The sequence below is a fragment of the Vibrio sp. 10N.261.51.F12 genome (assembly GCF_041471725.1).
Lineage (GTDB): Bacteria > Pseudomonadota > Gammaproteobacteria > Enterobacterales > Vibrionaceae > Vibrio.
In genome coordinates this window covers 64,844-80,299 of sequence record NZ_JBFROV010000008.1, presented here as the reverse complement: position 1 = coordinate 80,299, position 15,456 = coordinate 64,844, and the positions used below count along the sequence as shown (strand labels likewise).

Here is a 15,456-nt window from a genome sequence, read left to right as displayed (position 1 = left end):
CATTTTACTTCCGAAGAAGTGTTCGTTTCTACTTTGCAGCAGAAGCAAACGTAATGATTATCATCAACAAGTGTCCACACAGATTGATATAGGTTTATATTGTTAAAGAGCTTGTTTCGAGCTTTACTCGAAACGGACGGCTATTTTAGCGAGTTAAGTTTCAGTGTCAAACACTTTTTAAAACTAATTTTGCTTAGCTCATTGAGCTTAATAACCTTGCTGATTCGTTCTTGGTTTCTAACAACCTTTCCCGTCTCAGTGGGGTCGCATTATAGAGATCCGAGTCACATTGGCAACCCTTTTTTTCGCCTTTTTTATTATTTATTACCGTTCGGTCAAAAACGATACAATTCGATGTAAAAGCAGACGTTTTCTCACTACATTTCTTGAAACTTACTAGCAAACAAGGTGACTTTATCCCAATTTGTATATTCAACCTCTTTTGTCGTATCGGTTTCTCCCCCAGTCATCTTCATTATTAGCTTAATCATGAATCGATCGAACGGATTGTATCTCGGATAATAGAGGGCGCCTGCAAATACACCGATTAAAGAGGGTTGCCATGGCGACTTCTTCAAAAATGTCTTTATATAAGCGCTGCCTTCTGGCGTGTCCTTGCCTTGGTCTTCTTTTCTTGCGGTTAGGTTTACGCAAAAGAAAGCAACTCGACTCTCTTCTAATTGCTTAAGGTTTCGATTAATAAATTGGTATAGCTTTTTGTTGAGATGCCCATACCGTATCGAAGCCCCGATTAACACTCGTTCATAGTTTTGTAAATCGATGTCGCCGATTGTATTCAAATCGACGAACTCTGCTTCACTGTCACCCTGTTCATTTGCTATGCGCTCTATAATCTTTTTTGTTTGCCCTTCTCTCGAAGAGTAAAGATAAAGTACCTTGGCCATAAAAATCCTTAGCTACGCCAAAATGCCGGCGTCAGTAATATAAGTAATGTGAAGATTTCCAATCGCCCAAACAGCATTGAGACAATCAATACCCATTTGGCACTGTCATTGACGTCTCCGAAATGTACCGCCACCTCACCCAAGCCAGGGCCTAGGTTATTTAGTGTCGCGGCTACCGCTGAAAAAGCGCTTAATTCATCCATTCCCGTTGCAATCAGAGCCAACATACAGACAACAAACACTAATGCGTAGGCAGAAAAGAAACCCCACACCGCATCAACGACACGTTGTGATAGTGCGCTGCCGCCGACTTTAATCGTGTACACAGCCCTTGGGTGCACCAAACGCTTCATCTCGCGCGCACCTTGTAACGTCAACAACAAAATTCGGATAACCTTCATCCCACCCCCTGTTGACCCTGCGCACCCTCCTATAAAAGAAGAGAATAAAAGTAACACAGGCAAGAAAAGCGGCCACTCAGAAAAACCGGTTGTTGTAAAACCAGCGGTCGTAGATATAGAGACAGATTGAAACAAGGCTTGGTCAAACGCATCATAGAATGACCGATAGGAATGATGTTCAAGTAAGATAAGGAAACAAACCAGAAACAACACAAACTGTATAAATAGAAAGGCTCTAAATTCAGGGTCTTTCCAATAATACTTAGGATGAACCCCTCCTGACGCAAAGGCGGCAAAGTGCAATGAATAGTTACATGCCGAGATCAACAAAAACACAACGGTTATCATATTAATGGCATGGCTATCGAAATAGCCCATACTGGCATCATGCGTAGAGAAACCGCCAATAGCGATCGTTGAGAAGCTATGAGCAATCGCATCAAAAGGGGTCATCCCTGCCACCCAAAAAGCGGCGGCACAAGCAATGGTTAGACTCAAGTAGATATACCAAAGCGCTTTAGCAGTTTCGGCAATGCGTGGCGTCATTTTGCTGTCTTTTACTGGCCCAGGTATCTCAGCTCGATACAATTGCATGCCACCGATACCAAGTACTGGCAAGATAGCCACCGCTAGTACAATGATCCCCATACCACCAAACCACTGTAAGAGCTGGCGATAAAATAGAATCGCCTTGGGTAGCTCATCCAAACCAACAATGACCGTTGCGCCTGTCGTAGTAAGCGCTGAGAAAGACTCGAAGAAAGCGTCTGTTATAGAAACGTTAGGATAATCAGAAATAAGGAATGGTAATGCACCAGCACTACCAATTACGGTCCAAAATAGCACGACAATCAAAAAGCCATCGCGAGCTTTTAGTTCATGCTTATGCCTACGGTTTGGCAACCACAAAAAAGCACCGCAGAGAAGCAGGACAAAAAAGGTAGTGACGAAGGGAACACCCGCACCGTCTCGATAAATGAGTGCGACTAACGCAGGCGCAAGCATAGAAACACTAAAAAGTGCCAGTAATAGCCCTACGATACGGAGAATGGATCGAAATTGCATAGTGTATTGAATGAAGCAAAGCTTCTATTACTTCCTAGTTGTTTTGAAATGAAGAGACCATTGCCTTGGCTCCACTCTTATTAATAATGCTAAGCGTGAGTGCGTCAACTTGATTCACCTCAACTTCCACAATCAATACGACTTTATCACTGTATTCAGACTCAACCTCTATTGCACCGAACTTCCCTAGCTCAGATTGTGCAATCGCCATGAATCCATAGTCTAACTCCACTCTAAGACGAGTGGTTATTTTTTTTTCTATTGTTTGAATTAGCTTTAATGCTTGTTGAACTCCTCCCCCATACGCTTTCACTAATCCACCGGTACCAAGCTTAATACCACCAGAATAACGGGTGACAACCGCTGTCAGCTCTCCTACTCCCGAACCACTCAATTGAGCAAGGATCGGTTTACCAGCGGTGCCTGATGGCTCACCATCATCACTAAACCCCCACATCATAGAGTTTTCGGGCCGGCCTGCGACAAATCCCCAGCAATTGTGACGAGCACTGCTATGTTCCATTTTGATTTTATTAACGAACGCCTTCGCTTCTTCAATACTCGGCGTGTGGCTTATTTGTGTGATGAAGAGACTCTTTTTAATTTCTTCTTCAAAAATCACCGACTGTTCTGGAATGAGGTATGCGCTTGAGTTCATTAGTTTTTAAAGCCGTGTCGCCTAAAAGGGGTATTCTATCACGCTCGCTTTCAATTGACCCAGAGAACAGACATCGCTCATAATGTTAAACAGTTGTTTAAAAAATGTATTGAAATTTATTCAATACACGTTCACACTGAGTTTACTGGTCTAACCAGATCCATAATAATAACCGCTTCACTCAATCATGGATTGTCTGTCACGGAGAACGACAATGATTTACCAATCTGACACCCTACAGGTAAAGGAAGTACGCGACGGCATTGCTGAGCTGTGCTTTAGTGCAAAAGATTCAGTCAATAAGCTTGATCTCTCCACATTAGAATCGCTTGATAAAGCATTGGATTCTATCGTGCAATGGGACGGTTTAAGAGGCTTAGTGCTCACCACCGACAAGAACGCTTTTATTGTTGGTGCCGACATTACCGAGTTTTTAGGTTTGTTTGCCAAACCAAAACAAGAGCTAACCGAATGGCTGCAATTCGCCAATAATATTTTCAACAAACTCGAAGATTTACCCGTCCCGACGCTCTCTGCCCTCAAGGGTCATGCGTTAGGTGGTGGCTGTGAATGCGTACTTGCCACTGATTTTAGGATAGGCGATAAGACCACCAGCATCGGCCTACCAGAAACGAAACTTGGCATCATGCCTGGATTTGGTGGCACTGTTAGGTTGCCTAGAATCATCGGTGCAGACAGTGCTATGGAAATTATCACGCAAGGTAAAGCCTGCCGAGCACCTGAAGCCTTGAAGCTTGGCCTACTTGACGCAATTGTTGACACAGAGTCACTCTATGATTCAGCCATCAACACAATAGAACTTACAATCAATGAACAAATTGACTGGAAAGCGCGTCGCCAACAAAAATTATCTCCCCTTACGCTCAGTAAGCTTGAGTCAATGATGAGCTTTACCATGGCTAAAGGCTTGGTTGCGCAAAAAGCAGGCCCGCACTACCCTGCGCCTATCACAGCCGTCAAAACCATAGAAAAAGCCGCTCGTTGCCATCGTACCGAAGCGCTTCAGATTGAAGCAGACTATTTTGTTAAGCTTGCGGGCTCTGATGTGTCAAATGCGCTTGTGGGTATATTCTTAAATGACCAATACATTAAAGGGCTCGCTAAAAAAGCGGCGAAGTCTGGTCAAGAAACCCAGCGAGCCGCGGTGTTAGGTGCAGGTATTATGGGCGGTGGTATCGCCTACCAATCAGCCCTAAAGGGCGTTCCTGTCATGATGAAAGACATCGCACAAGCGTCTCTCAACCTAGGTATGGAAGAGGCTTCAAAACTTCTCAACAAGCGTTTACAACGCGGCCGTCTTGACGGTTTCAAAATGGCAGGCATCTTGTCGTCGATTACCCCTAGCTTGCATTATGCTGGCATTGAGCAATCCGACGTTATTGTTGAAGCCGTCGTTGAGAATCCAAACATCAAAGCAGCGGTGTTAACCGAGGTCGAAAAACTTGTTTCAGAAAACACGGTGATCGCTTCCAACACTTCTACTATTCCAATTAACGGCTTAGCGAAGTCCCTATCGCGTCCTGAAAACTTCTGCGGTATGCACTTCTTTAACCCTGTGCACAGAATGCCTTTGGTTGAGATCATTCGAGGTGAGCACACCTCTGAAGAAACGATTAATCGTGTGGTTGCCTACGCTGCCAAAATGGGTAAATCTCCCATCGTCGTCAATGACTGCCCTGGTTTTTTTGTCAACCGTGTATTGTTTCCGTATTTCGGCGGCTTTAGCCAGCTTGTTCAAGACGGTGCGGACTTTATTCAGATCGATAAAGTCATGGAACGTAAGTTTGGTTGGCCAATGGGCCCAGCTTACTTACTTGATGTTGTCGGTATTGATACCGCTCATCACGCACAAGCTGTTATGGCTGAAGGGTTCCCTGAACGCATGGCGAAAGAGAAGCGAGATTCCATCGACGTTCTCTTTGAGCAACAACGCTTTGGTCAGAAAAACGGCTCGGGATTTTACACCTACACCACCGATAAACGTGGTCGTCCGAAGAAACAACCAAGTGAAGAGGTGGCAGGTCTACTTGAATCCGTTTCTCAACCGACTCAATCCTTTGATGATGACACCATTATTCAACGCATGATGATCCCTATGATCAATGAGGTTGTACTGTGTTTAGAGCAAAATATCATTGCCTCACCTCAAGAGGCTGATATGGCACTCGTTTATGGTTTGGGCTTCCCTCCTTTCAGGGGTGGGGTGTTCCGTTATCTTGATACGATTGGCATCGCTAATTATGTTGAGATGGCTAAACAATATGAGTCACTGGGTGCGATGTATCACGTACCAAGTACCCTGATCGAAATGGCAGCCTCTGGTCAGTCATTTTATGGTCAACAACAAACCAACTCACTGTAACCATCAATTGGAAGAGGAATTATCAAAATGAAAAATGTTGTCGTTGTTGATTGTCTTCGCACACCCATGGGGCGTTCCAAGGGTGGGGCTTTTAGACACACAAGAGCTGAAGATCTTTCCGCTCATTTAATGAAAGGCATACTCGCGCGCAATCCAGCCGTCAATCCAAGTGAAATAGAAGATATTTATTGGGGCTGTGTTCAACAAACCCTTGAGCAAGGCTTTAATGTTGCTCGAAACGCTGCACTGCTCGCGGGTCTGCCAATTGAAATCGGCGCCGTAACGGTCAACCGGTTATGTGGTTCGTCTATGCAAGCTTTGCATGATGCTACCCGCGCGATTATGGTGGGTGACGCCGATATCTGTCTTATTGGCGGCGTTGAGCACATGGGTCATGTACCGATGAATCATGGTGTAGATTTCCACCCTCAGTTGTCTAAAAACGTAGCAAAAGCCGCAGGTATGATGGGGTTGACCGCGGAAATGCTGGGTAAAATGCATGGCATCAGTCGTGAACAGCAAGATGAATTTGCGGCTCGCAGCCATCAACGAGCTCAAGCCGCAACGGTAGAAGGGCGCTTCAAAAATGAAATTCTACCTATCGAGGGTCACGCGGAAGACGGGTCTTTATTTACGCTTGATTTCGACGAAGTCATTCGCCCAGAAACCAACGTAGAAGGGCTATCTAAGTTACGCCCTGTATTTGACCCTGCGAATGGCACAGTCACCGCTGGTACATCGTCTGCATTATCGGATGGCGCTTCTATCATGCTTATCATGAGTGAAGAAAAGGCCAAAGAGCTTGGTGTACAAGTTCGCGCCAAAATACGCGCGATGGCGATTGCTGGATGTGATCCTTCTATTATGGGTTATGGCCCGGTTCCAGCAACCCAAAAAGCACTAAAACGTGCTGGGTTGCACATGGAAGATATTGATATTATTGAACTCAATGAGGCTTTTGCGGCGCAGTCGTTACCTTGTGCTAAAGATTTGGGCTTGCTTGATGTTGTTGATGACAAGGTCAATCTTAATGGCGGTGCTATTGCGTTAGGACACCCGCTGGGTTGTTCGGGCTCTCGCATCTCCACTACACTCATCAACATAATGGAAGACAAGAACGCAAAATACGGTCTCGCCACTATGTGTATCGGCTTGGGTCAAGGTATCGCGACCATCTTCGAGCGACCTTAGACGGTTCCATCACTAAAAAGGCCCCTTCATGGGGTCTTTTTTATCGTTAGCGCATATATGCATAAGATGCATAGATTGAATGTTCAAGTTTCATTGTTTTTTCTGATTATTCTCGCCTAGAATCAATATCAGTTTAAAAGACCAATCCATTTGGAGCACCGTATGTTCAAAGCACTCGTATTAAATCAAGAAGACAAAAAAACCATCGCAGCTGTATCACAGATTGATGAATCTCTACTTCCTGAAGGCAACGTTAAAATAGATGTAAAATATTCATCTCTGAACTACAAAGATGGATTGGCAATCACAGGTAAGGGACGCATTGTACGTAACTTCCCTATGGTTCCTGGTATTGATTTATCTGGCGTCGTCTCGCAATCTGATGACCCTCGCTATAAAGAAGGTGACGAGGTTGTTCTTACTGGATGGGGCGTTGGTGAAGGTCACTGGGGTGGTATGGCAGAAAAAGCGAGCCTTAATGGTGATTGGCTTGTTCCTATGCCACAAGGCTTAGACGCCCACAAAGTGATGGCGATTGGCACGGCCGGCTTTACTGCCATGCTTTGTGTACAAGCAATTGTAGACGCAGGCGTTAAGCCAGAAGATGGTGAAGTACTCGTTACAGGCGCAAGCGGCGGTGTCGGCAGCGTGGCTATCACACTACTTAACCAACTAGGCTATAAAGTGGCGGCAGTAACAGGTCGAGCAAGCCAAAATGGTGAGTTACTCACATCGTTAGGGGCATCGCGCATTGTTGAGCGTAGCGAACTTGAAGAGCCAGCTAAACCACTAGAGCGCCAAGTATGGGCCGCGGCTGTTGACACTGTCGGTAGCAATATGTTGGCAAAAGTCCTCGCTCAAATGAACTATAACGGCGTCGTGGCTGCGTGTGGTCTCGCGGGTGGTTTTGACCTTCCAACAACCGTTATGCCATTCATCTTGCGCAATGTTCGCCTTCAAGGTATTGATTCGGTTAGTTGCCCACGTGAAAAACGCATTAAAGCATGGGAGCAACTTTCTACTTTATTGCCAGCTACATACTACACTCAAGCCAGTCAAACCGTTGAGTTAGAGCAAGCAATCCAGGCAGCGGAAGACATTACAAACGGTGCTATTACTGGACGAGTCATTATCAAACTATAACGACTCCAGATAGCCATCAAAAAGCCCTCCATTGAGGGTTTTTTGTATTTTAGCGGACCTGTCCCATATCCCCCTCAAGATATTAGAGAAATATTAGTGTTAACCGCACGATAATTTATCTTTGGACATACAATGCATCAGCCCAAACCTACATCTTCGATACGCTTAGTAATCAACTTCCCGCACTCTTCTTTCACCGTCGCTCTTAACCATTGCTGAGATTCAGAGGTATCGCAACGAGAGTGCCAAATAAGCGAATAATCAAAAGGGGTAAACGCGAACGGCAGTGGTTTAATCACCAAGTCATAACGATCGGCCACCAAGTAAGCAAGATCCGCGGGTACCGTAATAATTAACGGCATGCGATCAACAATCGCTAACGCGGCTTCTAAATGATAGGCACGCAATACCATTTTTCTTGGGTGCTGATGGATTAACGCGGCGTCTAACAGAGCTTTAACCCCATTACTAATGGCAATCATGGCATGCGGTGCATGAATATAGTCTTCCAGCGTTAAGAGCTTATCCGCCAACGGATGCTGTTTAGACACCAAACAAGAGACGCCAACGGGGCCCAGCACATCTTGCAATAGCGGAGACACTAATCCAGCCGGGCGACAAATAGCCATATCCACTTTATCAGTGCTTAACTGTTTAAATAAACTCTCATGTTGCAGCGGAGCAAACTCTAACGAAATATTGGGGGCTAACTCATAAATCTTAGGTAAGGCATACGGCAAGATGGTTTGCATCGCGTAATCCGTTGTCGCAATCAAGAATCGCTCATTGCAGTAATACGGGTCAAATTCACTAGGAGTGAGTAGCTGTCTGAATGATTCTAGAGGTTGATCAATCTGCTTACAGATCTCCAACGCCTTGCTGGTAGGGATAATGCGCTGCCCTTGTCGCGTAAACAGAGGGTCGCCCAACAATTCACGCAAGCGCCCTAGTACACGGCTGGTTGCCGACTGGCTCAGGTTTAAACGAACGGCAGCTTGGCTGACACTGCCTTCTTCCACCAGCACTTTTAGCGCGACCAGTAGGTTTAGATCACGGCGATAAATGTCTTCCAGTTCCATCAATGAGCTCCTATCTATGTCTACCCATAGTTTACACTCGCTCATCATCTTAATATTAAAATTTAGACAAAAAAAATCCCGCTTTTCAGCGGGGAAGCCCAAGAAATTGGGGATAGTGTCGGAATTTTTTGATAGGCCCTGAGTACTTGATGATATTTGTAGCTAAATTGTTAATTTTCGTTTTCTTCAAGCGTCTCTTGCCAATGCCTCATTTCAACCCACATTGCCACAATCGAGGCACTCAAACCGAGTAATGGGAAAAGGCTAGGTTCAGCAGATGTCTTTAATACCAAAGCACAAAATGAAATAAAACACAGTAAAGCATAAATAGTCAGTCTATCTAATGTGGTTAACATGGCCACTCCTTAGCTCTTGTTACCAACTTGTTAAATAAAACTAAAGCAAAAAAAGACATTTGCCAAGAGTTATTGCATATTTTTTCTTCATAAGTAGAATTCAACCTGATTTTAAAAAAGAACGAGTTCCATCATGACAATCAATAGCAAGCTAGCCACGCACACATTAGAAGCCGAAGGGCTGCGTTGTCCGGAGCCGGTGATGATGGTCAGGAAGACAATTAGAAAAATGGAAGATGGGGATATATTACTCGTGAGAGCCGATGACCCATCGACAACTCGTGATATCCCGAGTTTTTGCCGCTTCATGGATCACCAATTAATCGGTCAGCAAACCGAATCCGCGCCTTACCTCTATCTTATAAAGAAAGGCGCTGCGTAGCATTCATGTACACAAATCGTAAAAAGGCTGCCCATCGGCAGCCTTTTTTATTCATCATATTCTAGTGTTCGAACTTCTGCTTGCAGTGATTTTATCTGTTTCTGCATAGCGCGTATGTCATCGTGCATAGGTATGAGGTGTTGCACACGAATCCAAGATTCAACGGCCAGCGCCGTCATGATAATCGCACCAACCACCATGGGCAGCCACATATCTGTCAGTACCATTCCTAATAATGTCAGAACCAACCCAACCGTGAATAGAGCGCTTTGATTTTTAGCGGTCATTCCTGTGTAACGTGTTAGCATAATGTTGCCCTCTCGCTAGGATCCACAGTGTTAAATTACCATGACAAGGATGACACTAATATGTCAGCCATCACGTATTTCAGCAGTACATCAATCCCTCAAACGAAAATAAAACGGCGATAAGAGCGCACCGTATTATACCCAAGCTGCGCCTATCGCTAACACCGTGAATAAGAGTGCGGTTATTTTTCTAATCCAATTTAACGGCAGTTTATCGGCAGAAAACTGCCCTAATAGGACAACAGGAACATTGGCAAGCAGCATACCAATTGTCGTACCCAAAATAACCCAAAGCAACGCATCGGCATATTGGGCGCCTAGAATAGAGGTGGCAATTTGTGTTTTATCACCAATTTCTGCAATAAAAAAGGCCATAAAGCTAGCAACAAAGGGGCCTTTATTCGACACACTTTCATTTTCATCAAGCTTATCTGGGATTAACACCCAACCGGCCATCGCTACAAAACTAACCACTAATACCCACTTAAGTACATCAGGGGACAGGTAATCAGCAACAACGACGCCAAGCCAAGCCGCTAATGCGTGATTCGCAATTGTCGCTAAAAAAATGGCGGCAATAATAGGAACCGGCTTTCGGTATCGACTGGCTAGTAATAAAGATAAAAGTTGGGTCTTATCGCCAATCTCAGCGAGGGCGACAGTAGTAATTGATAGGGCTAAAACGCTCACGACATGCTCTAAGGGGTAGGGATAATAATTATAAAACCATAGACAAACGTCGTGCCCCACCCCGGTTCACGATGCTTATCTAAGGTCTTGCTAAACGAACATGTTGTTCGTCTCATACACCATGGTGATTGTGCACCAATTATGTTGACGTATGAATCGAAGCCAAGTGGTAGGCATCGATAAGCTACTCCCCAAAGATGGGCTGCATTCTAAACATTCAACCTATAAAATTCAATAATGTCTGCGTCCCTAATACATCGATACTGGATTAAATGGCAAAAAGTCCAATTTTTTACCCGCCTGATGAATAATTAACCACCTTTGCCCCTACTCCCATTGGGAATAACTCGTTATACTTGATCGCTATTTTTATCCGTTTTTAGACAGAACTTTCATTTAGAGAATTGCGCGAACAAACTATGCAAAAATACGATATCAAAACCTTCCAGGGAATGATCCTCGCGCTGCAGGATTATTGGGCTCAAAATGGTTGTACGATTGTTCAACCGCTAGATATGGAAGTAGGTGCCGGCACCTCTCACCCAATGACATGTCTACGTGCACTTGGCCCAGAGCCAATGTCTACGGCATACGTTCAACCTTCACGTCGCCCGACCGATGGTCGCTACGGTGAAAACCCGAACCGCCTGCAGCACTACTATCAATTCCAAGTAGCGCTAAAGCCTTCTCCAGATAACATCCAGGAGCTGTATTTAGGTTCCCTTGAAGTACTTGGTGTCGATCCACTTGTTCACGATATTCGTTTCGTAGAAGACAACTGGGAAAACCCAACGCTAGGCGCATGGGGTCTTGGTTGGGAAGTCTGGCTGAACGGCATGGAAGTGACTCAATTCACTTACTTCCAACAAGTTGGCGGCCTTGAATGTAAGCCAGTTACTGGTGAGATTACTTACGGTATCGAGCGCCTAGCCATGTACATTCAAGAAGTAGACTCTGTTTACGACCTAGTATGGAACGTCGCACCAGACGGTTCTAACGTAACTTACGGTGACATTTTCCACCAAAACGAAGTTGAGCAATCAACCTACAACTTCGAGCACGCAGACGTAGATTTCCTATTCACGTTCTTCGACCAGTGCGAAAAAGAGTGTAAAGAGCTACTTGAGCTTGAGAAGCCATTGCCGCTTCCAGCTTACGAGCGCATTCTAAAAGCAGGTCACGCCTTCAACATACTTGATGCGCGTAAGGCTATCTCGGTAACAGAGCGTCAACGTTACATCCTTCGTATCCGCAACCTGACTAAAGCTGTTGCAGAAGCGTACTACGCGTCACGTGAAGCACTTGGCTTCCCAATGTGTAAGAAGGCAGGTAAATAATCATGGCGAAGAATTTTCTAATTGAACTGGGTACGGAAGAGCTTCCACCAACGGCACTTCGTTCTCTAGCAGAAGCCTTTGCTTCTAACTTCGAAGCGGGTCTTAAAGCGGCTGAGCTTTCTCACGAAGGCATCAAGTGGTATGCCGCACCTCGTCGTCTAGCACTTAAAGTGACAGCACTGGCTGAAGGCCAAGCAGACAAAGTGGTTGAGAAGCGCGGTCCTGCAATTTCTGTTGCATTCGATGCTGAAGGCAACGCGACGAAAGCTGCACAAGGTTGGGCTCGTGGCAACGGTATTACTGTTGAGCAAGCTGACCGTCTGAAAACAGACAAAGGCGAGTGGCTTCTTTTCAAACAAGAAGTGGCTGGCAAACCTGTTCAAGAATTGGTGATGGACATCGCTGCGAAAGCACTCGCGGGTCTACCAATTCCTAAAGCAATGCGCTGGGGTAACTCAGACATTCAATTTATCCGTCCAGTGAAAACACTGACAGTATTACTAGGTGATGAGCTTGTTGAAGGCGAGATCCTAGGCGTAGCTTCTGCTCGTACTATCCGTGGCCACCGTTTCATGGGCGAACAAGAGTTTACCATCGACTCTGCTGACCAATACCCTGCGATCTTAGAAGAGCGCGGTAAAGTCATGGCAGATTACGATGCGCGTAAAGCGATCATCCTTGCTGATGCTAAAAAAGCAGCAGACGCGGTTGGCGGCATTGCAGACCTAGAAGATGACCTTGTTGAAGAAGTCACCTCTTTGGTTGAATGGCCAGTGGTGCTTACTGCTAAGTTTGAGCAAGAGTTCCTAAAAGTACCTTCTGAAGCCTTGGTTTACACCATGAAAGGCGACCAGAAATACTTCCCAGTGTATGACGCTGATAAGAACCTTCTGCCAAACTTCATCTTCGTTTCGAACATCGAGTCTAAAGAGCCTCGTCACGTCATCGAAGGTAACGAGAAGGTGGTACGTCCACGTCTTGCTGATGCTGAGTTCTTCTTCAACACAGACCGTAAGCGTCCGCTGATCGATCGTCTTGCTGAACTAGACCAAGCTATCTTCCAGAAGCAACTGGGCACTATCAAAGACAAAACAGACCGCATCACAGAACTTGCTGGCTACATTGCTGAGCAAATCGATGCTGACGTTGAGAAATCGAAGCGTGCAGGCCTATTAGCTAAGTGTGACCTAATGACATCAATGGTATTCGAATTTACGGATACTCAAGGTGTGATGGGCATGCACTATGCAACGCACGATGGTGAAGACGAGCAAGTAGCACTCGCACTTTACGAGCAGTACATGCCTCGTTTCGCGGGTGACACACTACCAAGCACGGGTATTTCATCTGCAGTAGCAATGGCAGACAAGCTAGACACTATCGTCGGTATCTTCGGTATTGGCCAAGCTCCAAAAGGTTCTGACCCATTCGCGCTACGTCGTGCATCACTAGGTGTGCTACGTATCATCGTTGAAAACGGCTACAACCTAGACCTAACCGATCTGATCGGTAAAGCGAAAGCGCTACTAGGCGACAAGCTAACCAACGAAAACGTAGAAGCTGACGTTATCGACTTCATGCTAGGTCGTTTCCGCGCATGGTACCAAGATGCTGGTTTCAGCGTTGATATCATCCAAGCGGTACTAGCACGTCGTCCAACTAAGCCAGCTGACTTTGACCAACGTGTTAAAGCGGTTTCTCACTTCCGTGAACTTGAAGCAGCAGAAGCACTGGCAGCAGCGAATAAGCGTGTGGGCAATATCCTAGCGAAGTTCGATGGTGAGTTAGCACAAGATATTGATCTAACACTACTTCAAGAAGACGCTGAAAAAGCACTGGCGGAAGAAGTGGAAGTGATGACAGAAGCTTTAGAACCTGCATTTGCAACAGGTAACTACCAAGAAGCACTAAGCAAGTTGGCTAACCTGCGTGAGCCGGTTGATGCCTTCTTTGATAATGTGATGGTTATGGCAGACGATGAAGCACTGAAAAAGAATCGTCTAACCCTACTGAATAACCTGCGTAATCTATTCTTAAAAATTGCTGATATTTCATTGCTACAGAAGTAATCACCTCTTTTAAATCAAGCCCAGTCTGAGACTGGGCTTTTTTATGTCTGCCATTTTACTCATTTCCTTAAATCCTATCATTTCCATAAATAGTGCTTTGCCTCACATAATCATTACGGTATGTTCAAAAGACAGCCTTGTTAGAGGAAGGCTGATAACTGAAGCACAGACAAGTGAACATAATGAACTAGGGACAACAATGCAATTTTCTAAGTTTGGTGAAAAATTTAATCGTTACTCAGGGATCACCCAGTTAATGGATGATCTGAATGATGGACTGCGCACACCTGGCGCCATCATGCTCGGAGGTGGCAACCCAGCCGCCATTCCAGCCATGCTCGAGTATTTTCACCAAGCCAGTGCCTCTATGCTCGCCAGTGGCGAGCTTGTTTCTGCGATGGCAAACTACGATGGTCCACAAGGCAAAGATGCCTTTGTTAAGTCGCTGGCCAATCTATTAAAAGAAACCTATGGCTGGGACATCTCTGAAAAAAACATTAGCCTGACCAATGGCAGTCAAAGCGGTTTCTTTTATCTGTTCAACCTTTTTGCAGGGCAATATAAGGATGGCAGTAAAAAGAAAATACTATTACCACTCGCGCCAGAATACATAGGTTATGGTGATGCCGGCCTTGAAGACGACATTTTTGTCTCTTATCGCCCGGAAATAGAGATGCTCGACAATCGTCAGTTCAAATACCACGTCGATTTTGAGCGTTTAGAGGTAGATGATTCGATCGCCGCTATTTGCGCCTCCAGACCCACCAACCCAACGGGTAATGTTCTCACCGATGACGAAATCCGTAAGCTAGATAAACTCGCCAGAGCCAAAGGCATTCCACTTATCATCGACAACGCTTACGGCACCCCATTCCCGAATATCATTTTTGAGGATGTAACGCCATTTTGGAATGACAATACTATCCTGTGCATGAGCTTGTCTAAGCTCGGCCTGCCTGGTTTACGTTGCGGTATCGTCATTGCAAGTGAAGCCATTACTCAAGCACTGACCAATATGAATGGCATCATCAGCCTTGCCCCGAGTGGTATGGGACCTGCGGTAGCGCATCATATGATTGAAAAGGGTGATTTACTGCCACTAAGCGAGAACGTAATTAAACCGTTCTATCAGCAAAAATCACAGCGAGCGGTTGAGTTACTGCAGCAAGCGATTCCTGATGAGCGCTTCCGGGTTCATAAGCCTGAAGGGGCCATATTTTTATGGCTGTGGTTCGATGAATTACCCATTACAACCATGGAACTATATAAAAGACTAAAAGCCCGAGGCGTACTGATTGTTCCAGGAGAGTATTTCTTTATTGGCCAAGAGGATGACTGGGAACATGCACACCAGTGCCTACGAATGAACTATGTCCAGCCTGATGATGCAATGAAAAAAGGCATTGATATTATCGCTGAAGAGATCTCAAAAGCGTATACGCAAGGTTAAAGCGAACTAAGCCCCGATCTAAAAGAGCGCTATCCAGCG

At 45.4% G+C, this 15,456-nt stretch carries 14 protein-coding genes and 1 riboswitch; of the genes, 7 read left to right on the top strand and 7 right to left on the bottom strand.

Features of this window, described 5'->3' with window-relative positions; all coding sequences use genetic code 11:
• Positions 1-377: 377 nt before the first annotated feature.
• From hemG to AB4405_RS04755, 3 genes are read right to left on the bottom strand one after another with little or no spacing between them, the layout of a single operon-like run.
• Positions 378-905 carry a menaquinone-dependent protoporphyrinogen IX dehydrogenase gene (gene hemG, locus AB4405_RS04765; protein WP_372059840.1) on the bottom strand — a complete coding sequence of 176 codons (528 nt, stop codon included), beginning with the start codon at positions 903-905 and terminating at the stop codon, positions 378-380.
• A gap of 8 nt (positions 906-913) precedes the next feature.
• Positions 914-2,371 carry a TrkH family potassium uptake protein gene (locus AB4405_RS04760; protein ID WP_102471081.1) on the bottom strand — a complete coding sequence of 486 codons (1,458 nt, stop codon included), beginning with the start codon at positions 2,369-2,371 and terminating at the stop codon, positions 914-916.
• A gap of 34 nt (positions 2,372-2,405) precedes the next feature.
• Positions 2,406-3,029 carry a YigZ family protein gene (locus AB4405_RS04755; protein ID WP_102471080.1) on the bottom strand — a complete coding sequence of 208 codons (624 nt, stop codon included), beginning with the start codon at positions 3,027-3,029 and terminating at the stop codon, positions 2,406-2,408.
• 214 nt (positions 3,030-3,243) lie between these two features.
• Between AB4405_RS04755 and fadB the strand changes: the two genes are divergently transcribed.
• The 3 genes from fadB to AB4405_RS04740 all read left to right on the top strand — a co-directional run bounded on the left by fadB (position 3,244) and on the right by AB4405_RS04740 (position 7,746).
• Entirely contained in the window at positions 3,244-5,412 is a 2,169-nt protein-coding gene (gene fadB, locus AB4405_RS04750) for a fatty acid oxidation complex subunit alpha FadB (protein WP_372059839.1), read from the top strand.
• Positions 5,413-5,439: 27 nt separating this feature from the next.
• Positions 5,440-6,603 (top strand): acetyl-CoA C-acyltransferase FadA, encoded by a 1,164-nt coding sequence (gene fadA, locus AB4405_RS04745; protein WP_372059838.1) that lies wholly within the window; start codon positions 5,440-5,442, stop codon positions 6,601-6,603.
• 162 nt (positions 6,604-6,765) lie between these two features.
• On the top strand, positions 6,766-7,746 hold the full coding sequence (locus AB4405_RS04740; RefSeq protein ID WP_102469993.1) for an MDR family oxidoreductase: 981 nt from the start codon (positions 6,766-6,768) through the stop codon (positions 7,744-7,746).
• 137 nt (positions 7,747-7,883) lie between these two features.
• On the opposite strand, the gene AB4405_RS04735 is transcribed toward AB4405_RS04740, so the two are convergent.
• Together AB4405_RS04735 and AB4405_RS04730 are read right to left on the bottom strand one after the other, a co-directional pair.
• On the bottom strand, positions 7,884-8,825 hold the full coding sequence (locus AB4405_RS04735; protein ID WP_372059837.1) for a LysR family transcriptional regulator: 942 nt from the start codon (positions 8,823-8,825) through the stop codon (positions 7,884-7,886).
• 170 nt (positions 8,826-8,995) lie between these two features.
• A complete protein-coding gene (locus AB4405_RS04730; RefSeq protein WP_372059836.1) occupies positions 8,996-9,181 on the bottom strand; it encodes a hypothetical protein in 186 nt (61 codons plus the stop codon).
• Between the two features lie 133 nt (positions 9,182-9,314).
• Between AB4405_RS04730 and tusA the strand changes: the two genes are divergently transcribed.
• Positions 9,315-9,563 (top strand): sulfurtransferase TusA, encoded by a 249-nt coding sequence (gene tusA / locus AB4405_RS04725; RefSeq protein WP_102469996.1) that lies wholly within the window; start codon positions 9,315-9,317, stop codon positions 9,561-9,563.
• A 47-nt stretch (positions 9,564-9,610) separates the two neighbouring features.
• Here the strand turns inward: tusA and AB4405_RS04720 are convergent, their stop codons facing one another.
• Both AB4405_RS04720 and AB4405_RS04715 read right to left on the bottom strand, forming a co-directional pair.
• The gene (locus AB4405_RS04720) at positions 9,611-9,871 is read right to left on the bottom strand and encodes a hypothetical protein (protein WP_102469997.1); all 261 of its coding nucleotides are present in this window, start codon (positions 9,869-9,871) and stop codon (positions 9,611-9,613) included.
• Positions 9,872-10,006: 135 nt separating this feature from the next.
• Positions 10,007-10,561 (bottom strand): TMEM165/GDT1 family protein, encoded by a 555-nt coding sequence (locus AB4405_RS04715; RefSeq protein ID WP_372059835.1) that lies wholly within the window; start codon positions 10,559-10,561, stop codon positions 10,007-10,009.
• 93 nt (positions 10,562-10,654) lie between these two features.
• A riboswitch (yybP-ykoY riboswitch) is annotated at positions 10,655-10,766 on the bottom strand.
• Positions 10,767-10,980: 214 nt separating this feature from the next.
• Here AB4405_RS04715 and glyQ point away from each other — a divergent pair.
• The 3 genes from glyQ (at position 10,981) to AB4405_RS04700 (ending at position 15,417) form a co-directional block, all read left to right on the top strand.
• Complete coding sequence (gene glyQ / locus AB4405_RS04710) at positions 10,981-11,898, top strand: glycine--tRNA ligase subunit alpha (protein WP_372059834.1); 918 nt, start codon at positions 10,981-10,983, stop codon at positions 11,896-11,898.
• A gap of 2 nt (positions 11,899-11,900) precedes the next feature.
• Complete coding sequence (glyS, locus tag AB4405_RS04705) at positions 11,901-13,967, top strand: glycine--tRNA ligase subunit beta (RefSeq protein WP_372059833.1); 2,067 nt, start codon at positions 11,901-11,903, stop codon at positions 13,965-13,967.
• 199 nt (positions 13,968-14,166) lie between these two features.
• Complete coding sequence (locus AB4405_RS04700; protein ID WP_372059832.1) at positions 14,167-15,417, top strand: valine--pyruvate transaminase; 1,251 nt, start codon at positions 14,167-14,169, stop codon at positions 15,415-15,417.
• Positions 15,418-15,456: the final 39 nt, after the last annotated feature.